We start from the raw sequence: 21,400 nt of genomic DNA, 5'->3' as shown, positions 1-21,400 counted from the left end.
GGGGGCCCCTCCCATGCCTTTCGGGCTATGGGGGAGTCGTCGACCGACGACAACGCCGCCGGGCGCCGCCCATCGGCACGCGACGCCGCCCCACCGATCCGCGCGCCCTCTAACCCGGTCGGCCCAGCGTGCCGCAAGCCATCGGGCAAACCAGCACACGGTCGAGCTGACTCAACCTCCTGCACACTCACCGGCGAGCAGTGACCAACCCCGGTCGGCGCAGGCAAGATGTCCGTCCGGGCCGATGGGCGGACATACGGGCGGGCAGGCTCAGGCACCGGAGCTGCTGGCGGCCGGGCGGTTAGCCCGGTCGTCGAGCAATCCGACGTGACGGGCCAGGTCGGCGACCGCCTGCCGGAAGAAGGCCTCCCGGGCTTCGACGATCCGGTTGAACTGGCCGAAGATCTCGAAGGAGATCAGCCCCATGAGCTGCGCCCACGCGGCCACGAGAGGGGCCACGACCGCCGGAGGGAGATCGGGTGCCAGGTCGGCGGCCATCCGCTCGGCCTCGGGACGCAGTTCGGCGGTGAGAGGCGGCACGGCGAGGCCGTCCGTGCGGTGGGCGTCTTCGACGATCCCGATGAAAACGAGGCCGACGCGGGAGGCGGGGCCGATGGTCGTCTGAGGTGCCGTGTACCCGGGCACGGGCGAGCCGTAGATCAGAGCGTACTCATGGGGGTGGGCGAGGGCCCACTCGCGTACGGCGCAGGCGACCGCGATCCAGCGGGCGAGATGTGCGGCGGGTACGGGTGGGACGTCGCACGAGGCCCGGTGAGCGGTCTCGGCGGCCTCGCCCACGGCGTCGTACGCATCGACGATCAGGGCAGTGAGCAGGTCGTCGCGGCTGGGGAAGTACCGGTACAGCGCGGACGAGACCATGCCCAGCTCACGTGCGACGGCGCGCAGCGAAAGTTTCGCGGCGCCGTCGGCTGCGAGCTGCTTTCTCGCCTCGTCCTTGATGGCTGCGGTGACTTCGATGCGGGCCCGTTCCCTGGCTCCTCTGATGGCGCTCATGGAGCTTAGTCTGCCACGGATTGGAGCACCGACCAATAAAGAGAGCAGTGCTCTTGCTTTTGAGCGCCAACCTCGTGCACACTGATCTCAAGCGAGAGCAGTGCTCACACTTTCCAATGAGGAGAATCTCATGTCCGTGCATGTTCAGAAGCCCGGCTGGTTCACGGTCAATGTCTTCAACCGCACCGTCGCCTGGATCACCCGGCGCGGCATCAGCGTCTGGGGATCGAGAGTCCTGGCCGTCCGCGGCCGCAAGAGCGGCGAGTGGCGCCGCACCCCGGTCAACCTCCTGACCGTGGACGGGCAGCAGTATCTCGTCGCGCCGCGTGGCCATGTCCAGTGGACGCACAACATGCGTGCTGCCGGCGGCGGTGAGCTCCACCTCGGCAAGAAGACCGACGTCTTCACCGCCGCCGAGATCGCCGACGACGAGAAGCCGGAACTGCTGCGTGCCTACCTCAAGCGCTGGAAGGCGGAGGTAGGGGTCTTCTTCGCCGGCGTCGGCCCGGATTCGTCCGTCGAGGAGCTGCGCCGCATCGCCCCCGACCACCCCGTCTTCCGCATCACCATCACGTCCTGACCCGGACCAGCACAGCACTGCCTGTGCCCCTGCCGGGCAGGAGTCGACGGCTCCGACAGATCACCCGTCGCAGGCCTCACGGCCAGACCTGGCCACCGGGGTTCGACGGGTTCGCCCCCGGCGGGCGCGGCGCTGCCTGTCGATACATCACCCGACGCATGGGACGAGGCCCGAACCACCCGCTACGACGGGACCGCCACCGCCCGTCGGCCCGGACTCCGGCCCACCGGCGTCTTGGTCCGGTCGGCACGGCGAGCGCCGAGAAACGGCCTAAGGCCGGCCGGCACATGGGGGGCGGCCTAACGGTCCATCGCCGACAGGGCCCGCTGTGCCAGCGGGTGGGTACGGACCAGCTCGGCCAGCGACGTCGTCCCGCGGGTGACCCCGGCGAACGCCTTCCAGGCCGGGCGGAATCCGGTCAGCACCGCGTGCAGAATTCCCGGGCGGCGCTCGAACAGCTTCAGCATGCGCCGACCGACACCCATCTCGACACCCAGCCCGGCCTTGATGGCGAAGGCGTAGTTGAGCGCCTGACGGCGGGCGTCCACCGCGTCGTGCGATTCCGCGATCCGGACCGCCCACTCACCGGCGAGCCGCCCGGAGCGCAGTGCGAACGAGATACCTTCGCGGGTCCACGGCTCCAGCAGCCCCGCCGCGTCGCCGCAGACGAGTACCCGTCCGCGGGACAGCGGGGAGTCGTCGCTGCGGCAGCGGGTGAGATGACCGGAGGAGATCTTCGGCTCGAACCCGGCGAGACCGAGCCGGGCGATGAAGTCCTCCAGATACCGCTTGGTCCCTGCGCCGTCACCACGCGCCGAGATCACACCGACAGTCAGGGTGTCGCCCTTCGGGAAGACCCACCCGTAACTGCCGGGCATCGGACCCCAGTCGATCAGCACCCGCCCGGCCCAGTCCTCCGCGACGGTGGCGGGGACCGGGATCTCCGACTCCAGGCCCAGGTCCACCTGGTCGAGCTTGACCCCGACATGGGCACCTATGCGTCCCGCGCTGCCGTCGGCGCCGACGACCGCGCGGGCCAGGACGGTCTCGCCGCCGGCGAGCACCACGGCGACCGTGCGTCGGTCCGGCACCGAGGCGCCGTGCTGCTCGACCCGGCTCACCGACGCTCCGGTGCGGAGTTCGGCGCCCGCCTTCTGCGCCTCCTCGACCAGACCCGCGTCGAACTCGGGCCGGTTGATGAGCCCGAAGAGCATCCGCTTGGAGCGGCGGGTCCGTGCCAGCCTGCCGTTGAGCGAGAACGTCACCGCGTGGATCCTGTCCTGCAAGGGCAGTTCGAATCCGGGCGGCAGCGCATCACGGGAGTACCCGATGATGCCGCCGCCACAGGTCTTGTAGCGGGGCAATTCCGCCTTCTCCAGCAGCAACACCCGCCGCCCGGCGACCGCCGCCGCATATGCCGCGGAGGCTCCGGCCGGTCCGGCGCCGACTACGACGACATCCCACACGGACGACTCTTCAAGCTCATGTCCGGCGTCTGCGTTCTCGCTGCTCACGATGTGCTTCTGCTCCCGATCCCGACCAGTGGCCCAAGCTGCTCACGGCATCCTACGGCGCCTTGCGACCGGTCCCCGCTGTGGGAGGATCGACCGTACGTTCGCCCTGCATGCAGCGCCGCACACACGGCGTTCATGCAGACGGATTCGTACACATAACGTCGCACCCACGAGGAGCGTGCCCATGACCGCCCATCCGATTTCCGAGACCATTGCCTCGCTGATGCCCCGTGCCAAGGCGGAGCTGACCGAGCTGGTGGCCTTCCAGTCGGTGGCGGATCCCGCGCAGTTCCCGAAGAGCGAGTGCGAGGCGGCCGCAGCCTGGGTCGCCGACGCACTGCGCGCCGAGGACTTCCAGGACGTCGCCCTGCTCGACACCCCCGACGGCACCCAGTCGGTCTACGGCTTCCTGCCCGGCCCGGCCGGTGCCCCGACCGTGCTGCTCTACGCCCACTACGACGTGCAGCCGCCGCTCGACGAGTCGGCCTGGATCTCCCCGCCGTTCGAGCTGACGGAGCGCGAGGGCCGCTGGTTCGGCCGCGGCGCGGCCGACTGCAAGGGCGGCTTCATCATGCATCTCCTCGCCCTGCGTGCTCTCAAGGCGAACGGCGGCGTCCCGGTCTCCGTCAAGGTGATTGCCGAGGGTTCGGAGGAGCAGGGCACCGGCGGTCTGGAGCGGTACGCCGAGGCGCACCCCGAGCTGCTGGCTGCCGACACCATCGTCATCGGCGACACCGGCAACTTCCGGGTCGGTCTGCCGACGGTCACCGCGACACTGCGCGGTATGACGATGCTGCGGGTCACCCTCGACACTCTCGAAGGGAATCTGCATTCCGGGCAGTTCGGCGGCGCCGCCCCCGACGCGCTGGCCGCAATGATCCAGCTGCTGGCGTCGCTGCGCGCCGAGGACGGCACCACGACCGTCGACGGGCTCGCCACGGACGCCGAGTGGGACGGGCTGCAGTACCCGGAGTCCGACTTCCGCAAGGACGCGAAGGTCCTCGACGGTGTGGCGCTGATCGGCACGGGTACCGTCGCCGACCGCATCTGGGCCCGGCCCGCCGTCACCGTCATCGGGATCGACTGCCCGCCGGTGGTCGGCGCGACGCCGTCGCTGCAGGCGAGCGCGCGGGCGCAGATCAGCCTGCGGGTGCCGCCGGGCCATGACGCGGCCGAGGCGACGACGCTGCTGACCGCCCATCTGAAGGCACACGCCCCGTGGGGGGCGAGGGTCTCGGTGGAGCAGGTCGGCCAGGGCCAGGCGTTCCGCGCGGACACCTCCAGCCCGGCGTACACGTCGATGGCGCAGGCCATGGAGGCCGCTTACCCCGGCGAGAAGATGCAGACGTCCGGAATGGGCGGCTCGATCCCGCTCTGCAACACCCTCGCCGCGCTCTACCCGGAGGCGGAGATCCTGCTGATCGGCCTGAGCGAGCCGGAGGCGCAGATCCACGCGGTGAACGAGAGCGTGTCGCCCGAGGAGCTGGAGCGGCTGTCGGTCGCCGAGGCGCTGTTCCTGCAGAACTACGCGGAGTCCAAGAGCTCCTGACTTCGCATCATCTGTTCCGGGGCGGGATGCACCTCTCGTACGCGGGAGGTGCATCCATGTCCTTCGGCGGAGCTGTGCCGTCGGGAGATCCGTGCCGGTCGCGTGGGCGACGCCACGACCGGCGCGGGTCCCTCGTGTTCTCATAGCCCCAGTGCCCCCTGGCGGATTACGCGGGGTCGGGCTCCGGGCTCATGGAACGAACCTCCAGGTGCCACAGCGAGTAGCCCCAGCCGGTCGTCCGCTTGATGCCCTGCATCCGCACGTACCGGGCGGTCACCGGTTGGAAGGTGAGTTCGTCCACGCGGGCACCGGCCGACTTTCCCCGAACCGAGGCCACCGTCTTCCAGCTGGCGGCGTCGTCGGAGACCTGGATGTCGTAGTCACGAACGGAGGCGTTCTCCCAGTCGAGCAGGACACGCCGGACGGTCTGCGGGGAGCCGAGATCGACCTGGATCCATTCACCGTCGCGGTAGGCACTGGCCCACCGGGTCTTGCCGTCACCGTCGGTGGCGTTCTCCGGTCCCAGGCTCGCCACTTCGGACGAGGACGCCGCCGTCGGCCGGTGCAGCGCCTGGTCCGGCACCTCGAAGACGCGCATGCTCCACAGGGCGTACCCGTTCTGCTTGCTGTCTGCCTGCGTGCCGACGAGCCGTACGTGCCGTGCCGTGACCGGATCGAACGTCAGAGTGTCAACTCCCGTGGCTTCGCGGCCTGTACGGCTGGCGACGGTGGTCCACGAAGACTGACAGCAGCTCACCACCCCTGAAGCCGATCGCCCACGAGGTGCCTCACCATCCGCCGTCGAAGAAGGCCAGGAGTGCCGGCGCCGGGTGTGCTGCGGTGGTCGTGTTCGCCACAACGACGACGATCACGACCAGCGACAACAACGCCGAGAGAACGCCGAACGACCCCAACACGCGCCTCGTATGCCTGTCGGACGACCCCGTTCTCGCAAACCTCTTCCACAACACCACGCTCATGGCGCTGAGGACGACCGCCACGATCGCACCAACCACAGCCAGCGCCACGTGGTATCGCGAGAAGTTGCTGATCATCACCTCGAGGGCAGGCGGAGATTGGTCACCCCTGCTCAGGGAGTCAGTCAGTCGCTGCCTGACTTGATCGAGCGTATCGGCGAGCTCTCCGTCGGTTGCGCTTACCCGCAGCATCGGCAACAACGAGGCGAAGGGCGCTGCTGCACCCTGGACGTTGGCCATCACCGTTATCAACGAGAGCAGCGCGAGCATCGTGACAAGTACGCCGGCCGACGCGAGGACGGCTCTCCTTCCCGCCCCGAGAGCGCCAGCCCTCGAAAATGCCTTCCAGAGAAGAACGCCGAGCGCCACGAGCACGATCAGCAAAGTCGCAGCGATCACGGCCTTGGCCACGTGGTGGCGGAACCAGTAATCGATAACCCTCTGCAAGTCCGGGGAGAAATCCCGGTCGCCGGATCTCCCATACCCGACGAACGCTTCGCGGAGCGCTTCGGTGAGGGTCCGCTTATCGCCGAGGCCGCCGCCCGAACCGCTCGCCGCCAGCGTGCTCGGGGCGACGACGAAGGCTGCGACGAGGGCCACAGCGAGGGCGGCGACCAGGTGATGCTGGAGGTCTTCGACACGGACCAGGCCGAGGCACTGGCCTCGTTCCGGCGGCTGGCGGCGCCGGCCCCATCCACGGTCTGCTTCGGGCACGGTGATCCCCTCACTACCGACGCCGACGCCGTGCTGCGGGCGTCAGCCGACCGGGACTCCGGCCTCCAGGTTGAGCACGGTTGACCGCTCGCGGGCCCGCAGCGCCCAGCGCAGCCGCTCGTACCGGTGCGGCGGCAGCATCGTTGCGGCCTCCGCCTCAGTGACGAACCGCCAGCCGCGCAGTTCGGAACCGGGCAGCAGCAGCCGTTCGGCGTCCTGACAGTGCAGCAGCCCGCCGTCGAAGAGCAGCCTCAGCCCTCCGTAGCCGGGCGGGTGCGGCGGCTCCCAGTCGACGACGAGCAGGCTGGGAATCCGGTCGAGCTGAATCCCTATCTCCTCGGCCACTTCCCGTATCCCGGCCTGTGCCGGTGCCTCGCCTGGCTCCACCACCCCACCGGGAAACTCCCAGCCGGGCTTGTACGTGGGGTCGACGAGCAGGACCCGGTCGTGTTCGTCGAAGAGCAGCACCCCGGCGGCAAGGGTCTCCGCAGTCGGCGCGGGCGTCTGCACGATCTCGCACACGCCGGCATCTCCGGTACGTACCGCGTCGGCGATGCGCTCGGCCGTCTCGTACGGAGTCAGCGTGCTGGTGTCGATGGTGTGCGCATCCGCGGTGATCCAGCCGAGCGCGGTCCGGTAGGGCTCGATGTGTTCGTACGCCCACTGCCGTACCCGCTCGCCGGCTTCCGAGTCGTCCGGTACTTCCTCACGGTCCGCGATCCGCTGCCGCAGGATCGTTTCCTCAGGTGAGAGCAGTACATGACGCACCGGAATGCGTCGGGAAGCGAGCCCTCCGAATATCTCGTCGCGGTACTCCTGTCGCAACAGCGTCATCGGCACCACGAGCACCCCGGGCACCTCGGCGAGCAGAGCGGCAGCCGTGTCCACCACCAAACGTCGCCAGATCGGCAGGTCCTGGTAGTCGGTCACCTCGGCAAGCCTCTTCTGGGGCAGCAGGTACCGCAGTCCCCCGCCGATCAGTTCGGGGTCGTAGACGGTGCTGTTCGGGATCAGATCGATCAGTTCGCGCGCGGCGCTCATCTTGCCCGCGCCAAACGCACCGTTGATCCAGATGATCACGGTTCCCCCTCTTCCGTAGCCCTCTGTGGGTTGCCCGCAACACCCTGCCGCGAAAACCCGGCCGTGGCGATGTTGTTGCACGAAAGCAAGTGCCGGATGCCCGTCGGCAGGCGTCCCACCGAACGAGTCAGGCGCCCGAGCGGCCGTAACGGGAACGGCGGGGCCTCGTTGGAGCCGACGAGGCAAGGGGGTGCACGGTGCAGCGCACAGTACTGGAGCGGTTTCCCGCGGGTGGTCCGCGAGGCAGCTGGCCTGCGGAGGAGTTCGCGGCTGCGCGCCGGGGCGAGGGTGTGGCGGCCGAGGTCGTGATGGACCTGAAGGAGGACGCGTTCCTGGTGGTCGTACCGCAGCAGGGTGCGGACCGGGGCCAGTGACTCCGCCCCGCGTCCGCCGCCACGGCCTACGGCCGGAATCCGGTCGTGGTGTCAGAGCCTGCCAGTGACCTTGACGGGGGAGACCCGCACGACAACCCGCTGACCGTCGTTCTTCGAGGCCGGATTGAACGTTGCGTAGTCCTGACCGGTGTACTTGTGCGCCAGCTCGTTCAACAGCTCATGGGTGCTGTCGGGCGTGACGGTGGCGGTACCACGGATCTCCGCATAGGTGTACGGGTTCTCTGGCGGGCTGGTCAGCAGGGTGACGCACGGGTCGCGGGCAGCGTTCTTCCCCTGCAGCCGGTCCACGGTCGTGGAGAACAGCAGGTCGTCTCCGTCGCGCGTGATCAGCGGGCATACCTACTCCCAGGACCCCCGCCGCCGGCTATGGAACATCGTTGCCGAAGGACGGGTCAACCGGCCCACCGCCTGTACCCCCGGTCCTCGGGCACCACACATCCGGACCAGCCAGATGCGCGCCGACCGGCATCACGCGCCACCCTGGAACCATGGCGACTCCACCTATCATCGTTCACGCCCCCACACCGTCCGGCGCCAGGCTCGTGACCGTGCACATCAACGGCCGCGACGAAAGGCTCGGGCTGGCGCACAGCGACCGCGACATCATTGTGTTTCTCGCCGACGCCGGCATGGCGGACCCGGAGCGGGCCCTTGACACTCCCGCCCTGGTGGAATGGCAGGGCGCCGCAGCGCATCAGTACGAGGCCACCTGATTCAGGGTGTGTCTCCCTGCCAGTCCCATTTCTGTGAATCGTCCGCCCGCGGCCCGTACTCCGACCTGCCACCTGGGCCGTGCATACCGATCTCGGTCATCAGCACGGCCCCGTCGGCGAGTGCCACCTCCGACCAGCCCGTCACGTCGAGGAGCAGCCCGTCGAGCGGGCCGCCGACCAGCTCGCGATAAGCATGCCCGGGCTGCGGGCCCGGATCAGGATCGTCGTGGTCGGCGCCGTACACCCGCCGTCGCATGATTTCGTCCATGCAGGCAGCATCGCAGCCACCACTGACACTGCCCCGCCTCACGGCGGCGCCGCTCCGGACGCAGTTGGCCGGATCGCCTCCTGATGTCGCGCGGCCCGCCCTCAAACCCGAGTGTGATCACCCAGTGCCGACAACAACTCCGGGCCACTGTGCGGGTAGGCGTTCGCCGACTGCACGTGACGTTGGCCCAGTCCGTCGCGCAGCACGGCGAGTCGGCGCCTTCGGGCGACTCACGGATCCAACCCGGCGCCTTCCCGCAGCCTGCCCTCCTTGTGTCCTGACGTGTCGGCGTTGCATGTGTGCCCGGGTCGGACCTATCCCTTGCTCGATCCCAGGGTGAGCCCCGCGATGAAGTGCCGCTGCAGCAGCAGGAAGACCACAATCGTCGGCAGGGCGACGATCACCGAGCCCGCCGCGAGGAGGTTGTAGTCCGTGAAGAACTGCCCGCGCAGGTTGTTGAGGGCGGAGGTGATGGGCAGTTTGTCGCCGTCGGAGACGAAGACCAGGGCCCAGAGGAAGTCGTTGTACATCCAGGTGAATTGAAGCGTGCCGAGCGCGGCGAGGGCCGGGCGGCACAGCGGCAGCGTGATCCGCCAGTACTGCGTCCAGACGCCCGCGCCGTCGACGACGGCGGCTTCCAGGATCTCCTGCGGCAGGGTGCGCATGAAGTTGGCGAGGACGAAGACGCAGAACCCGAGCTGAAAGCCAATCTGGACGACGACGACAGCCCAGTACGAGTCGTACATCGTCATCGAGTCGGACATCCAGTAGGGCAGCGGGATGCGGTTGAACACCACGTACAGCGGGGTCACGATCACCTGCTGGGGCAACAGGTTCCCGGCCGTGAAGAGCATCAGCAACACGATCCCGCCGCGCATCTTCAGCCGGGCCAGGGCGAAGGCCACGAACGAGGCGAGGAAGAGGGTGACGAGCACCCCCGGGACGGCGATGATCATGGTGTTGACGAAGTACTTCGTCATCCCGGAGTCGGCAAACGCCTGCCGGTAGTAGTCGAACGACAGATGCCTCGGCAGCGAGAAGTAGCCGTACTGGGAGGTCTCGTCGTACGGCCGCAGAGAGGCGTACACCGCCAGCAGCAGCGGCGCGAGGAAGGCAAGCGAGACTGCCATCAGGAAGGCGTGCACGCCGAGCCGGCCCGGGCGGAGACCGCGGCGCACCGCAGCGGGTGGCGGGGGCGCGGGCTGTGCGGCGGGGCGGGCGGGGGCGGTGTCGACGGTCATCGGTTCTTCTCCCCTCGGAGCTCCTGGACCAGGTATGTCACGACGAATCCGAGGGAAACGGTGAGCAGGACCACGGCGATGGCGGATCCGAAGCCGACGCGGCTCGCCTCACCGATGATGTTGTCGGTGACGAGCACCGAGAGCAGTTCGAGTCCGTTGCGGCCGTGGTTGACGGCGTACACGATGTCGAAGGCGCGCAGGGACTCGATGACGGTGATGACGCCGACGATGACGTTGACCGGCCGCAGCGTGGGGAAGACGATACGGAAGAAGGTCTGGGCCTCGTTCGCCCCGTCGATGGCGGCCGCTTCCTTCAGCGAGGGATCGACGGCCTTGAGCCCGGCAAGGTAGAGGATCATCACATAGCCGGTGTGCCGCCACGCGGCGGCGAGCAGGACCATCCAGATGTTGAGGTCCGGGTCGCCGAGCCAGTCGGTCGGCGACGCGCTGTCCCCGATGATCGCGTTGAGAGCCCCCTGGTCGCGGGAGAAGATCAGCTGCGCGATGAAGCCGACCACGGCGAGCGACAGCACGACCGGCATGTACAGCGTCGACTGGTAGAAGCGGCTGAACCGCACGCCGCGGTCGATGAGTACGGCGAGGAACAGCCCGAACGGCGCGGCGACGAGCCCGAGGAAGGCCAGCCAGAGCAGGTTGTGCCGGGCGGCGGGCCAGAACTGCGGGTAATTGGTGAAGAGGTTCTCGTAATTCTGCGTACCGACCCACTTGATGTCGCCGATGCCGTCCCAGCTGGTGAAGGAGAGCACGATCGAGGCAAGGGTCGGGCCCCACACAATGGCGATGTCGAGCAGGACGGGTATGCCGAGCAGCAGACCGATAACGGCGAGGTCGCGGCCGGAGAATCGCCGCGGGCCCCGCCGTTCGGTGCGCCGCTCCGAGAGGAACGACACGGTCGGTACTCCAGATTCAGTCGGAGGCGAAGATGGTCTTCTTCTGCCGCTCGATGTCGTTGACCAGGCCGTCCACATCGTTCGGGTTGCTGATGAACTTCTGGATGGCCGGAATCATGACGGTCGAGGCGAAGTCCGGCCGGGTGTCGCGGTCCAGGAACTGGGAGATCTGCTTGGCACCGGAGACCAGCTCCACGGCCTTCTTCTGCAGCGCCGAGTACTGGGAGATGTCCGCCTGATCGTTGACCGCGATGTTGTTGGGGTCGCTCTTGAGGTAGATGTCCTCGGCCTTGCCGGTGGCCAGCCACTTCACGAGGTCCTTGGCGCTCTCCAGCGTCTTCTTGTTCTTGAGGTTCTTCGACTTCTTCGCCAGCAGGAACCCGTCGATCGGTGCCTCGACTGCGTCCTGGCCGTGCTCCGGGTTGATGACCGGGAACGGGAAGAAGTCGATGTCCTCCTGTTCGCCCTTGGGGAACTGGGCGCCGGGGTGCGGCAGCCCGAAGACCGCCATGCCGGCTTCCTTCTTCTGCAGGCTGGTCGCGGCCTCCTGCCAGGTGCGGCCGTTGGCGCCCTGCTGGCAGTACGGAAGGAGCCGGCGCCAGGTGTCGAAGACGTCCTTGACGCGCTTGTCCGTCCAGGCTTCCTCGCCGGCCATCAGGCTCTTGTGGAAGTCGTAGCCGTTGGTCCGCATGTTGATGTAGTCGAAGGTACCCATCGCGGGCCAGCCGTCCTTGTCACAGAACGCGATGGGGTCGAGTTTGTCCTTCTTCATCTGCTTGGCGAGCGCCACGTACTCGTCGAGGGTCTTGGGCGCCTGGTAGCCGCGCTCGGTGAAGAGACTCTTCCGGTGGAAGACGGCCCACGGGTAGTAGTAGTACGGCGTGAGGTACTGCTTACCGTCCTCACCGGTGGACTGGGCCTTCAGCGCGGACGAGAACCCTGCGTAGTGCTGCCAGTTGTCGCTGATGTCGTACAGCAGTCCCTTCTTGGCGAAGAACTGCATCCGGTAGCCGGCGAACCACATGAACACGTCGTCCGGATTGCCCTGCAGGTATTTGTTGATGTTCTCCTGGAAGGTGTTGTGGTCAACGGTGTTGACCACGATCTTCCGCCCTCCGGACTGCGCCTCGTACGCCTTGAACGCGTCGGCGAAAGCCTTCTTGGGAATGGGGTCGGACGAATTCGACCCCATGTGGATCGTCTTGCCGTCACCACCGGGACCACTGCTGCATGCCGTGAGCAGCGAGGGAAGCGTGATCGCGCCCGCGCCAACCGCCGCACCACGCAGCAGGCTCCGCCGAGACATCCGATGTCCTGCCACGCTGCCAGGCGTGCTTGACCTGTCGTACGACGAGTGCGTCATGACCCCCTCCTCCGGGATGCAACCCAACACAGCCGAACGTGCGATTGGATCCCACCCCCCAAGTCAGAGAACTGTCAAGGGATTTGACGAGATTCCGAATAACCTTTACCGCACCCCTTCCAACAGACTCCAACACGCCCTAACGTAATCGCGCGCCCCTGGCGTGCGCATGATGTCATCCGATCTGACACGAGCGTGGAGGAACGTTACGATGCGTCATCTTCCAACCCGCACGACCCGAGCAAACGGCAGAACAGTCATCGGAGCGCTGGCCGCCGGTCTGCTCATCGCAGCGGGCGCAACCGCTCCCGCCGTCGCGGACTCACCGACGACGGCGGCTGCCGCAGCGGTCAGCCCGCAGTCCGGCAACGGGCTCGCACTCACCCCGCCGATGGGATTCAACAACTGGAACTCGACCCACTGCCGGGCCGAGTTCAACGAGGCGATGGTCAAGGGAATCGCCGACATCTTCGTCGAGAAGGGCCTCAAGGACGCCGGCTACCAGTACGTCAACCTCGACGACTGCTGGGCGAAGCCGCAGCGCAACGCGGACGGCAAGCTGGAGGCCGACCCGGTGCGCTTCCCGAACGGCATCAAGGCCGTCGCGGACTACGTCCACTCCAAGGGGCTCAAGCTCGGCATCTACACCAGCGCGGGCACGAAGACGTGCGACGGCGCCGGACTGCCGGGAGCACTGGGCCATGAGTACAGCGATGCGCAGCAGTTCGCGGACTGGGGCGTCGACTACCTCAAGTACGACAACTGCAACAACCAGGGCGTCGACGCGAAGAAGCGCTATACAACGATGCGCGACGCGCTGGAGGCCACCGGCCGTCCCATCGTCTACAGCATCTGCGAGTGGGGCCAGAACAAGCCCTGGGAGTGGGCCGCAGACGTCGGCAATCTCTGGCGCACGACGGGCGACATCAGCGACAGCTGGGGCAGCATGCTGTCGATCATGAAGCAGAACCTGCCGCTCGCCGCCGCCGCGGGACCGGGGCACTGGAACGACCCCGACATGCTCGAAGTCGGCAACGGCGGAATGACGGACACCGAGTACCGCACCCACTTCTCCATGTGGTCCGTGATGGCGGCGCCGCTGCTCATCGGCTCCGATCTGCGCAAGGCGACTCCGGAGACCTTCGAGATCCTCTCGAACCAGGAGGTCATCGCGGTCGATCAGGACCCGCTGGGAAAGCAGGGCGCCGTGGTCTCCTCCACCGGCGGGCGCTGGGTCGTCGCCAAGGAGATGAAGGACGGCAGCCGGGTCGTGGCGCTGTTCAACGAGACCGGGTCCGCGCAGCACATCTCCACGACCGCGAAGGAGGCGGGCCTGCCGGAGGCCGACGCGTACACGACGCGCGACCTGTGGCAGCACACGACGTACAACACGGCGGGCGGCATCTCCGCGACCGTCCCGGCGCACGGCACGGTACTGCTGCGGGTCGCCGCCGACAGCAAGTGGGCCGCCTACCCGCCGGCCGTGGAACTCGGTCTGACCGGCAGCCCGTTGGTGGAGGCCGGCCGAAACGCGCCGCTGACGACGACGGTCACCGATCTGGGCCGTACGCCTGCCAAGAACGTCTCCGCGGCGCTCACCGGCCCGTCGGGCTGGCAGATCACGGCGCTGTCGCCGACCGGCACCGATGTCGTGCCCACCGGCCGTGCGCTGACCACACGCTGGCAGGTGACGCCTCCCGCGGGCACAGCCACCGGTACGTACGATCTGAAGCTCAGCGCCCAGTACCAGTCACCGACCGGGACGCGCGTGCGGTCCTCGGTGCCGTTCCAGGCGCATGTGGTGGTGGCGCCCCCGGCCGGCAGCAGCTATCTGAGCGATCTGCCGCAGCTCTCCGCGTCCAATGGCTGGGGTCCGGTCGAGAAGGACACCAGCAACGGTGAGAACCGGGCCGGCGACGGTCATCCGCTGACCATCGGCGGCACCGTCTTCGCGAAGGGACTCGGGGCACACGCGGACAGCGCCGTCGAGTTCTACACGGGTGGTGCGTGCAGCGCCGTGACCGCCCAGGTCGGAGTCGACGACGAGGCGGGTGCCCGTGGCACGGTGGCGTTCGAGATCTGGGCGGACGGCACGAAGGTGGCGTCGACCGGGGTCCTGACCAACGCGATGGCCGCGCAGCCGATCACCGCGGATGTGAGCGGCGCACAGGTGGTACGTCTGGTGGTCACCGACGGCGGGGACGGGATCAACTACGACCACGCCGACTGGGCGGACCTGCGGATCGGGTGCTGAGTCCGGCACGGGTGCCGGGCGACGTAGGAGGAGTGCCCGCCCGGTAATAAGAGGGCCGGGCAGGCACTGAGTACGGGCCTGTAGCCGCTTCCGGTACGGTTCCGCGCAGGGGCGGCGGCCACCGGGCACGCCCGGCCTCCGGACCATCGCTCGGCTGCCGGACGCGACGGGTCGCCGCGCACCGTCCGGCAGCCGGACCTTGTTCAGCCGTTCAGTGCGGCCGCGGCCGCCGCCCCGCCCGGCCTGACCGCGGAGGCGGCGGCCGCGGCACCCACCAGGCCCGCGTCCGTACCCATCACCGCGGGTGCCACCGTGAGCTGTTGGACGAAGGAGAGCGTGGCGTAGCTGTGCAGGGCTCGGCGGAGCGGAGCGAACAGGACGTCGCCCGCACCGGCCACTCCCCCACCGACCACGGCAATGTCGATCTCGACCAGCGTGGCGGTGGCGGCGATTCCGGCGGCCAGCGCCTGCGCGGCGCGCTCGAAGGAGGCGACCGCCACCGGATGCCCGGCCCGCGCGGCGGCGGCCACGGCGGCGGCCGTGGCGTCGCCATCCGGGCCGGGCTGCCAGCCGCCCTGCAGGGCGCGGCGGGCGATGTTCGGCCCGCTGGCGATCCGTTCCACACAGCCACGCGAACCGCACGGACACGGGTCGCCGTCCAGATCCACACTGATGTGGCCGATGTGACCGGCGTTGCCGGTGGGCCCCGGGTGCAGCTTGCCTCCGAGGACGAGACCGCCGCCGACCCCTGTCGACACGACCAGGCACAGCGCGTTGTCGTAACCGCGGGCCGCACCGAGCCAGTGCTCGGCCGCGGTCATCGCGACCCCGTCACCGACCAGCTCCACGGGGAGCCCCCCGGCGGCCCTGCGTACCCGGTCCACCAGCGGGAAGTCGCGCCAACCGGGAACGTTGACGGGGCTGACCGTCCCCGCCGAGGCATCCACCGGACCTGCGCTGCCGATGCCGACGGCGGTCGCCCGTCCCCACAGCGGCGAGGCGGTCAGCTCGGCCAGCACGTCCGTCACCGCGCCCATCACCGTCTCGCCGCTCTCCCGGGCGGGCGTCGGCCGCTGCGCCCGCACGAGGAGCGTGCCACTGCCGTCCACCAGAGCGCCGGCGATCTTGGTGCCGCCGATGTCGAGCGCGGCGACGAGGTCGGAATGCATCGGTGTGGGCTCCGGATGAGTGAGGAGGCGGGGACCTGCGGCTTCAGTGAATAGTCTGCATAGTCTCTATTCAGTTGACAACGTTGTCCAGGGCCTATGCTCGACGACACAGCCTCCGGCACCTCCGCGGCACCGGTCTGCGACCGGCCGGACAGCCCGCATCCGACGACAGGACAGCGCATCGTGACAGAGACCGCCCGTCACTCCGAGCCCCGCTACGGCAACCGGCCGACCATGAAGGATGTCGCCGCCCGGGCCGGAGTAGGCCTCAAGACGGTCTCCCGCGTGGTCAACAACGAACCGGGGGTCACGCCGGACACCGAGCGCCGGGTCCAGGAGGCGATCGATGCGCTCGGCTTCCGCCGCAACGACAGCGCGCGCGTGCTCCGCAAGGGCCGTACCGCCTCCATCGGCCTGGTATTGGAGGATCTCGCCGACCCGTTCTACGGGCCGCTGAGCCGCGCCGTCGAGGAAGTCGCCCGCGCCCACGGCGCCCTGCTCATCAACGGATCGAGCGCCGAGGACCCGGAGCGCGAGCAGGAGCTCGTCCTCGCGCTCTGCGCCCGCCGGGTGGACGGGCTGATCGTCATTCCGGCCGGTGACGACCACCGCTACCTGGAGCCGGAGATAAAGGCGGGCATCGCCACCGTCTTCGTGGACCGCCCGGCGGGCCGGATCGACGCCGACATCGTCCTTTCCGACAGTTTCGGCGGCGCCCGGCAGGGTGTCGCCCATCTGATCGCGCACGGACACCGCAGGATCGGCTTCATCGGTGACCAGCCGCGTATCCACACGGCCACCGAGCGTCTGCGCGGTTATCACTCCGCGATGACGGACGCCGGGATCGCCGTCGAGGACTCCTGGGTCTCCCTCGGCTCCACCGACCCGGCGCGGGTCAGGGCAGCCGCCGAGGCGATGCTCTCGGGCCCCGAACCGGTCACCGCGCTCTTCGCGGGCAACAACCGGGTGACGGTCACCGCGGTGCGCGTGCTGGCGGAGCGGGAGCGTCCGGTCGCCCTGGTCGGTTTCGACGACATCGAACTGGCCGACCTGCTGGGCATCACGGTCATCTCCCAGGACGCCGCGGCCGTGGGCCGGACGGCGGCCGAGCACCTCTTCCGCCGGCTGGACGGCGCGGACGACGCCCCGGCGCGGGTGGAACTGCCGACGTCCCTCATCGCCCGCGGCTCGGGCGAACTGCCGCCCGCCTGAGCCGGGGGCGTCGACGGACCGGCTCGATCAGCTTCCGGCAGGCGTCAACAGCGCGTCCGCTACGGACGTGCGTGCGTAGAGGACCGAGCGTCCGGCGCGGTGGGCGGTCACCAGGCCGGCGTCGCGCAGGGCTGTGAGGTGCTGGGAGACGCCGGCCGCGGACAGTCCGGAACGCCGGGCGAGCGCGGTGGTCGACGCGGGGGTGTCGAGCTCGGTCAGAAGCAGGGTGCGGGAGCGGCCCAGGACAGCGGCGACCGCATCGGCGGCTTCGGTGCTGCGCGGCTCCCAGAGGGTGCCGATGCCCCGTGCCGGATAGGCGAGTTGCGGCGGGTCCGGCGCCACCGAGCGGGTGAGCACTCGCGGCCAGGCGAACACGGAGGGCACCAGCAGCATCCCCGCGCCCGAGTCGGCGCGGGTCAGGGCGCAGTGGCGGCGTACCAGGCGCAGGCTGCTCTCGTCCCACCGCACCGAGTCATGCAGTTCGTTGAGGACCTGCGCGGCCCCGAGCTCGGCAACCTGCCGCGCCCGGCGGAACACATCGGCTTCGAGCAGCTGGCGGATCCTGGCCCAGTACGGCGCGAGCGCCAGCTCCCAGTAGGTCTCGATCTCGGCGGCGACCTTCTCCAGCGCCGGTTCCGGTGCCTCGCGCAGCACTCCGAGCCGCACGGACCCCCCGAGGTCCCGCTCGACGCCGAGCTTGTCGAGATCGGTCCGCACCCGCTCGGGCGGGGTCTGCCGGATCGCCTCCAGTTCGGCCGCGAATTCCGGGAACGGGGCCGCAGCGTCACCCGGTACCAAGTCGTCGAAGACTTCCGGGGAGCGATTGCGGGGAGCTGTGGCCCCGGTCCTCCCGGCGGCAACCGGCGGTACGGACGAGGAGTTCCGCGTAAATCGCTTGTTGTGTCTGTCGTACGGTCACCAGGATGACCCCGTGCCTGCTTTCACCGCTCCCGACGGAACCGAGCTCGCCTATCACCTCGTGGGTGAGGGTGAGCCGGTGCTCGTCCTGCCCGGTGGTCCCATGCGCGCCTCCGCCTACCTCGGTGATCTGGGCGGCCTGGCGAGTCGGCGCCAACTGGTCATGCTCGACCTGCGGGGCACCGGCGGCTCAGGCATCCCCGCCGACCCGGCCACCTACCGCGTCGACCGGCAGGTGGCCGATGTGGAAGCGTTCCGCGATCACCTCGGTCTGGACCGTGTGGATGTCCTGGCTCATTCCGCGGGCGGCGATCTCGCGATCCTCCACGCGGCCCGGCATCCCCGGCGCATCCGGACCCTCACGCTGATCACCGCCCGTGCGCGTGCCCTCGGTGTCGACTTCACCGAGGAGCATCGCCGTGAGGCCGCCGCGCTGCGCAGGGCCGAGCCGTGGTTCGAGGCCGCGCACGACGCGTACGAGGCCGTCTGGGCAGGCTGCGCCACCGACGCCGACTGGGATGCCATTGCCCCGTTCTTCTACGGCCGTTGGGACACCGCCGCTCAGGCGCACTCCGCAGCCGACGTCGAGCAGAGCAACTACGAGGCCGCGGACATCTACGCGTCCCCCGATGCCTTCGCCCCTGCCGCGGCCCGCGACGCCGTTGCCGCGCTGGACGCCCGGGTCCTGGTCCTCGCGGGCGAGCTGGACAGCGGTCCGCTTCCTCGCGTCGCGGCCACCGTCGCAGGGTTGTTCCCCAACGCCGAACTGGCCGTCCAGCCGGGCGCAGGTCACTTCCCGTGGCTCGACGATCCCGTCCGCTTCAGCGGGACCGTCGAGGCCTTCCTGCGGGGCTGACGCTACGGCCCGCGGCCTACAGCGCCGTCACCGTGAGTCCTCCGCGCCGGGGCGAGGCGAACGCGTCGAGGTCCGCCCGCGACAGCCCCGTCAGGCGGGCGACCTCGGCGGTGTCGAGTGCACCGCAGTCGATGCCGCGCAGCAGGTATCCACTGAGGGCCTTGGCGGTGGCGGGCTCGTCCATGACGTCGCCGCCGGCCTTGGCGACATACGCGGCGAGCCGGGCGGCGGCCTGTTCCAGGCCCTCGCGATAGAAGGTGTAGACGGCCGCGTAACGGGTCGGCAGGTGGCCGGGGTGCATGTCCCAGCCCTGGTAGTAGGCGCGGGCCAGCGCACGGCGGGTGAGCCCGTAGTGGAGCCGCCACGCCTCGTGGACCTGGTGGGTGGGGCCGACCGGGAGGACGTTGGTCGAGCCGTCGCAGACACGTACGCCGGTACCCGCGGCGGCCACCTGCATGACCGCCTTGGCGTGGTCGGCGGCCGGATGGTCGCTGGCCTGGTAAGCGGCGCTGACGCCCACGCAGGCGCTGTAGTCGAAGGTGCCGTAGTGCAGGCCGGTCGCGCGGCCCCCGGCGGCATCGATCATGCGGGCCACGGCGGCGGTGCCGTCGGCGGCGAGGATGGACTGGCTGGTCTCGATCTGGATCTCGAAGCCGAGCCGGCCCGACGGCAGGCCGTGGGCCTGCTCGAAGGCATCGAGGAGCCGGACGAAGGCGGTGACCTGTTCGGGGTACGTCACCTTGGGGAGGGTGAGCACCAGGCCCTCGGGGAGCCCGCCCGCCTGCATCAGGCCGGTGAGGAAAATGTCCGTGGTGCGGATGCCCCGGTCTCGCACGGCGGCCTCCATGCACTTCATCCGGATGCCCATGTACGGGGCCGCCGTGCCGTTCTCGTACGCCTCCGAGACCAGCCGCGCGGCGCGGGCGGCAGCCTCGTCCTCCTCGGCGTCGGGGCGGGGGCCGTAGCCGTCCTCGAAGTCGATGCGCAGGTCTTCGACGGGCTCGCGCTCCAGCTTGGCGCGGACCCGGTCGTGGACGGGCACGGCGAGCTCCTCCGGGATGCCGAGGACGGCGGCGAACGAGGCCGCGTCGGGGGCATGCTCGTCGAGGGCGCGGAGCGCCTGGTCGCCCCAGGAGCGGATGGTGTCTGCGGTGAAGGTGTCGCCGGGGACGTAGACCGTGTGGACGGGCTGGCGGGTGCCGGGGTCTCCCGGGTAGCGGCGGGCGAGCTCGGCGTCCACCGCGGTGAGGGAGGCACTGATCTCCTCGCTGACGGCCCCGGCGAGGCTCGTTGCCACCTTCTCCTGCTGACCCATGTCCACACCCTCCACAGCGTCACTGTTTCCGCTTCACGGAATCAACAATCCGTATGGTGAAGTTATAAGGCCACCGGACCTGCGTCAATGGTGATCAGAAACGGTCCGGGGCCGCGCGGTGAGAACACCACGCGGCCCCGGACCATCGAGAACGGGCACAGCCCCGGCAGATCAGCCCTTGCGGGAGTTGACCTCTTCGGTGAGCTGGGGGACGACCTGGAAGAGGTCGCCGACGATGCCGTAGTCGACGAGGTCGAAGATCGGGGCCTCGGCGTCCTTGTTGATCGCGACGATGGTCTTGGAGGTCTGCATGCCGGCCCGGTGCTGGATCGCCCCGGAGATCCCGGAGGCGATGTAGAGCTGCGGGGAGACGGACTTGCCGGTCTGACCGACCTGGCTGGAGTGCGGGTACCAGCCGGCGTCGACCGCGGCACGCGAGGCACCCACGGCCGCGCCGAGGGAGTCGGCGAGCGCCTCGATGATGCGGAAGTTCTCCGCACCGTTGACACCACGGCCGCCGGAGACCACGATCGCGGCCTCGGTCAGCTCCGGACGCCCGGTCGACTCGCGCGGGGTGCGGGACAGCACCTTCGTGCCGGTGGCCTGCGCGGAGAACGTGACCGGCAGCGTCTCGACCGCACCGGCGGCCGGGGCCGGCTCGACCGCGGCCGAGTTCGGCTTGACCGTGATCACCGGAGTGCCCCGCGAGACACGCGACTTGGTCGTGAACGACGCGGCGAACGCGGACTGGGTGGCGACCGGACCCAGCTCACCAGCCTCCAGATCGACGGCGTCCGTGATGATCCCGGACCCGATCCGGACCGCGAGCCGGGCCGCGATCTCCTTGCCCTCCGCGGACGACGGAACCAGCACCGCCACCGGGGACACCGCCTCGAACGCCGCCTGCAGCGCGTCGACCTTCGGCACGACCAGGTACTCGGCGAACTCCGGCGCCTCAGCGGTCAGGACCCTGACCGCACCGTGCTCGGCGAGCACCGCCGCGGTACCGGCCGCACCACTGCCCAACGCGACCGCGACCGGGTCACCGACCCGGCGCGCCAGCGTCAACAGCTCCAAAGTGGGCTTGCGGACGGCACCGTCCACGTGATCGACATAGACGAGAACTTCAGCCATGGGACTTCAATCTCCTGCGAAACGAGAGTTCAAAGATGGATGTGCGGAACCGAACACGCCGGCGGGTCAGACAAACATCCGGCCCGCAAAACAGCGACTAGATGAACTTCTGCTCCGCGAGGAACGCGGCGAGCTGCTTGCCGCCCTCGCCCTCGTCCTTGACGATCGTGCCCGCCGTGCGGGCCGGACGCGGCGCCGCGGAATCCACCGCGGTCCACGCACC

21 protein-coding genes and 2 pseudogenes are annotated in these 21,400 nt (G+C 69.3%); 8 read left to right on the top strand and 15 right to left on the bottom strand.

Annotation, left to right across the window (positions count from 1 at the left end):
• Window positions 1-270 precede the first annotated feature (270 nt).
• Window positions 271-1,014 carry a TetR/AcrR family transcriptional regulator gene (locus AB0N06_RS33685; protein WP_366138493.1) on the bottom strand — a complete coding sequence of 248 codons (744 nt, stop codon included), beginning with the start codon at window positions 1,012-1,014 and terminating at the stop codon, window positions 271-273.
• 130 nt (window positions 1,015-1,144) lie between these two features.
• On the opposite strand from AB0N06_RS33685, the gene AB0N06_RS33680 reads away from it, so the two are divergent.
• Window positions 1,145-1,594, top strand: a complete 450-nt coding sequence (locus AB0N06_RS33680) for a nitroreductase family deazaflavin-dependent oxidoreductase (protein ID WP_366138492.1) — start codon at window positions 1,145-1,147, stop codon at window positions 1,592-1,594.
• Window positions 1,595-1,893: 299 nt separating this feature from the next.
• Here AB0N06_RS33680 and AB0N06_RS33675 read toward each other — a convergent pair whose 3' ends face one another.
• Window positions 1,894-3,108: a geranylgeranyl reductase family protein gene (locus tag AB0N06_RS33675; protein ID WP_366138491.1), complete on the bottom strand. Its 1,215-nt coding sequence runs from the start codon at window positions 3,106-3,108 to the stop codon at window positions 1,894-1,896.
• A gap of 184 nt (window positions 3,109-3,292) precedes the next feature.
• Here AB0N06_RS33675 and AB0N06_RS33670 point away from each other — a divergent pair, with 184 nt between their 5' ends.
• Window positions 3,293-4,657, top strand: coding sequence for a dipeptidase (locus AB0N06_RS33670; protein ID WP_366138489.1), 1,365 nt, complete (start codon window positions 3,293-3,295; stop codon window positions 4,655-4,657).
• 166 nt (window positions 4,658-4,823) lie between these two features.
• Here the strand turns inward: AB0N06_RS33670 and AB0N06_RS33665 are convergent, their stop codons facing one another.
• Together AB0N06_RS33665 and AB0N06_RS33660 are read right to left on the bottom strand one after the other, a co-directional pair.
• Window positions 4,824-5,255 (bottom strand): discoidin domain-containing protein, encoded by a 432-nt coding sequence (locus AB0N06_RS33665; RefSeq protein ID WP_366138487.1) that lies wholly within the window; start codon window positions 5,253-5,255, stop codon window positions 4,824-4,826.
• 190 nt (window positions 5,256-5,445) lie between these two features.
• Window positions 5,446-6,234: a hypothetical protein gene (locus AB0N06_RS33660; RefSeq protein ID WP_366138495.1), complete on the bottom strand. Its 789-nt coding sequence runs from the start codon at window positions 6,232-6,234 to the stop codon at window positions 5,446-5,448.
• A 15-nt stretch (window positions 6,235-6,249) separates the two neighbouring features.
• On the opposite strand from AB0N06_RS33660, the pseudogene AB0N06_RS33655 reads away from it, so the two are divergent.
• Window positions 6,250-6,432: pseudogene (locus AB0N06_RS33655) on the top strand (MBL fold metallo-hydrolase); the annotation flags it as partial.
• On the opposite strand, the gene AB0N06_RS33650 reads toward AB0N06_RS33655, so the two are convergent.
• The gene (locus tag AB0N06_RS33650; protein WP_366138486.1) at window positions 6,391-7,428 is read right to left on the bottom strand and encodes an NUDIX domain-containing protein; all 1,038 of its coding nucleotides are present in this window, start codon (window positions 7,426-7,428) and stop codon (window positions 6,391-6,393) included. The pseudogene AB0N06_RS33655 and the gene AB0N06_RS33650 sit on opposite strands and share 42 nt — an antisense overlap.
• A gap of 197 nt (window positions 7,429-7,625) precedes the next feature.
• On the opposite strand from AB0N06_RS33650, the gene AB0N06_RS33645 reads away from it, so the two are divergent.
• Window positions 7,626-7,802, top strand: coding sequence for a hypothetical protein (locus AB0N06_RS33645; RefSeq protein ID WP_366138485.1), 177 nt, complete (start codon window positions 7,626-7,628; stop codon window positions 7,800-7,802).
• Window positions 7,803-7,853: 51 nt separating this feature from the next.
• On the opposite strand, the gene AB0N06_RS33640 is transcribed toward AB0N06_RS33645, so the two are convergent.
• On the bottom strand, window positions 7,854-8,150 hold the full coding sequence (locus AB0N06_RS33640; protein WP_366138494.1) for a TIGR03618 family F420-dependent PPOX class oxidoreductase: 297 nt from the start codon (window positions 8,148-8,150) through the stop codon (window positions 7,854-7,856).
• A 161-nt stretch (window positions 8,151-8,311) separates the two neighbouring features.
• Here AB0N06_RS33640 and AB0N06_RS33635 point away from each other — a divergent pair, with 161 nt between their 5' ends.
• Window positions 8,312-8,536 carry a hypothetical protein gene (locus AB0N06_RS33635; protein ID WP_366138484.1) on the top strand — a complete coding sequence of 75 codons (225 nt, stop codon included), beginning with the start codon at window positions 8,312-8,314 and terminating at the stop codon, window positions 8,534-8,536.
• 1 nt (window position 8,537) lies between these two features.
• Here the strand turns inward: AB0N06_RS33635 and AB0N06_RS33630 are convergent, their stop codons facing one another.
• From AB0N06_RS33630 to AB0N06_RS33615, 4 genes are all read right to left on the bottom strand, one after another.
• A complete protein-coding gene (locus AB0N06_RS33630; protein WP_366138483.1) occupies window positions 8,538-8,804 on the bottom strand; it encodes a hypothetical protein in 267 nt (88 codons plus the stop codon).
• Window positions 8,805-9,118: 314 nt separating this feature from the next.
• Window positions 9,119-10,045 (bottom strand): carbohydrate ABC transporter permease, encoded by a 927-nt coding sequence (locus tag AB0N06_RS33625; protein WP_366138482.1) that lies wholly within the window; start codon window positions 10,043-10,045, stop codon window positions 9,119-9,121.
• The gene (locus AB0N06_RS33620) at window positions 10,042-10,956 is read right to left on the bottom strand and encodes a sugar ABC transporter permease (RefSeq protein ID WP_366138481.1); all 915 of its coding nucleotides are present in this window, start codon (window positions 10,954-10,956) and stop codon (window positions 10,042-10,044) included. The genes AB0N06_RS33625 and AB0N06_RS33620 overlap by 4 nt, the downstream gene beginning before the upstream one ends.
• Before the next feature lie 16 nt (window positions 10,957-10,972).
• The gene (locus tag AB0N06_RS33615; RefSeq protein ID WP_366138480.1) at window positions 10,973-12,262 is read right to left on the bottom strand and encodes an ABC transporter substrate-binding protein; all 1,290 of its coding nucleotides are present in this window, start codon (window positions 12,260-12,262) and stop codon (window positions 10,973-10,975) included.
• Window positions 12,263-12,530: 268 nt separating this feature from the next.
• Here AB0N06_RS33615 and AB0N06_RS33610 point away from each other — a divergent pair, with 268 nt between their 5' ends.
• Window positions 12,531-14,573 (top strand): NPCBM/NEW2 domain-containing protein, encoded by a 2,043-nt coding sequence (locus AB0N06_RS33610; RefSeq protein ID WP_366138479.1) that lies wholly within the window; start codon window positions 12,531-12,533, stop codon window positions 14,571-14,573.
• 203 nt (window positions 14,574-14,776) lie between these two features.
• Here AB0N06_RS33610 and AB0N06_RS33605 read toward each other — a convergent pair whose 3' ends face one another.
• Window positions 14,777-15,742, bottom strand: coding sequence for an ROK family protein (locus tag AB0N06_RS33605; protein ID WP_366138478.1), 966 nt, complete (start codon window positions 15,740-15,742; stop codon window positions 14,777-14,779).
• Between the two features lie 183 nt (window positions 15,743-15,925).
• Between AB0N06_RS33605 and AB0N06_RS33600 the strand changes: the two genes are divergently transcribed.
• A complete protein-coding gene (locus tag AB0N06_RS33600) occupies window positions 15,926-16,954 on the top strand; it encodes a LacI family DNA-binding transcriptional regulator (protein ID WP_366138477.1) in 1,029 nt (342 codons plus the stop codon).
• Between the two features lie 27 nt (window positions 16,955-16,981).
• On the opposite strand, the gene AB0N06_RS33595 is transcribed toward AB0N06_RS33600, so the two are convergent.
• The gene (locus AB0N06_RS33595; protein WP_366138476.1) at window positions 16,982-17,752 is read right to left on the bottom strand and encodes a DUF5937 family protein; all 771 of its coding nucleotides are present in this window, start codon (window positions 17,750-17,752) and stop codon (window positions 16,982-16,984) included.
• 133 nt (window positions 17,753-17,885) lie between these two features.
• Here AB0N06_RS33595 and AB0N06_RS33590 point away from each other — a divergent pair, with 133 nt between their 5' ends.
• Window positions 17,886-18,728 carry an alpha/beta hydrolase gene (locus tag AB0N06_RS33590; protein WP_366138475.1) on the top strand — a complete coding sequence of 281 codons (843 nt, stop codon included), beginning with the start codon at window positions 17,886-17,888 and terminating at the stop codon, window positions 18,726-18,728.
• Window positions 18,729-18,744: 16 nt separating this feature from the next.
• Here the strand turns inward: AB0N06_RS33590 and AB0N06_RS33585 are convergent, their stop codons facing one another.
• The 3 genes and pseudogenes from AB0N06_RS33585 to AB0N06_RS33575 all read right to left on the bottom strand — a co-directional run.
• Window positions 18,745-20,043 carry an aldolase gene (locus AB0N06_RS33585; RefSeq protein WP_366138474.1) on the bottom strand — a complete coding sequence of 433 codons (1,299 nt, stop codon included), beginning with the start codon at window positions 20,041-20,043 and terminating at the stop codon, window positions 18,745-18,747.
• A 171-nt stretch (window positions 20,044-20,214) separates the two neighbouring features.
• Window positions 20,215-21,177 (bottom strand): electron transfer flavoprotein subunit alpha/FixB family protein, encoded by a 963-nt coding sequence (locus AB0N06_RS33580; RefSeq protein ID WP_366138473.1) that lies wholly within the window; start codon window positions 21,175-21,177, stop codon window positions 20,215-20,217.
• A gap of 97 nt (window positions 21,178-21,274) precedes the next feature.
• A pseudogene (locus AB0N06_RS33575) lies at window positions 21,275-21,400 on the bottom strand (electron transfer flavoprotein subunit beta); the annotation flags it as partial.

The organism is Streptomyces sp. NPDC051020 (assembly GCF_040683105.1).
Lineage (GTDB): Bacteria > Actinomycetota > Actinomycetes > Streptomycetales > Streptomycetaceae > Streptomyces.
The sequence above is the reverse complement of the archived record's forward strand: the minus strand, read 5'-3'. Positions and strand labels throughout refer to the sequence as shown.

Excerpts from the sequence above, each read along its gene's own strand:
- AB0N06_RS33625 (WP_366138482.1), bottom strand. The coding sequence starts at position 10,045 with ATGACCGTCGACACCGCCCCCGCCCGCCCCGCCGCACAGCCCGCGCCC.
- AB0N06_RS33670 (WP_366138489.1), top strand. The coding sequence starts at position 3,293 with ATGACCGCCCATCCGATTTCCGAGACCATTGCCTCGCTGATGCCCCGT.
- AB0N06_RS33635 (WP_366138484.1), top strand. The coding sequence starts at position 8,312 with ATGGCGACTCCACCTATCATCGTTCACGCCCCCACACCGTCCGGCGCC.
- AB0N06_RS33605 (WP_366138478.1), bottom strand. The coding sequence starts at position 15,742 with ATGCATTCCGACCTCGTCGCCGCGCTCGACATCGGCGGCACCAAGATC.
- AB0N06_RS33685 (WP_366138493.1), bottom strand. The coding sequence starts at position 1,014 with ATGAGCGCCATCAGAGGAGCCAGGGAACGGGCCCGCATCGAAGTCACC.
- AB0N06_RS33615 (WP_366138480.1), bottom strand. The coding sequence starts at position 12,262 with ATGTCTCGGCGGAGCCTGCTGCGTGGTGCGGCGGTTGGCGCGGGCGCG.
- AB0N06_RS33665 (WP_366138487.1), bottom strand. The coding sequence starts at position 5,255 with ATGCGCGTCTTCGAGGTGCCGGACCAGGCGCTGCACCGGCCGACGGCG.
- AB0N06_RS33580 (WP_366138473.1), bottom strand. The coding sequence starts at position 21,177 with ATGGCTGAAGTTCTCGTCTATGTCGATCACGTGGACGGTGCCGTCCGC.
- AB0N06_RS33680 (WP_366138492.1), top strand. The coding sequence starts at position 1,145 with ATGTCCGTGCATGTTCAGAAGCCCGGCTGGTTCACGGTCAATGTCTTC.
- AB0N06_RS33585 (WP_366138474.1), bottom strand. The coding sequence starts at position 20,043 with ATGGGTCAGCAGGAGAAGGTGGCAACGAGCCTCGCCGGGGCCGTCAGC.
- AB0N06_RS33630 (WP_366138483.1), bottom strand. The coding sequence starts at position 8,804 with ATGGACGAAATCATGCGACGGCGGGTGTACGGCGCCGACCACGACGAT.
- AB0N06_RS33610 (WP_366138479.1), top strand. The coding sequence starts at position 12,531 with ATGCGTCATCTTCCAACCCGCACGACCCGAGCAAACGGCAGAACAGTC.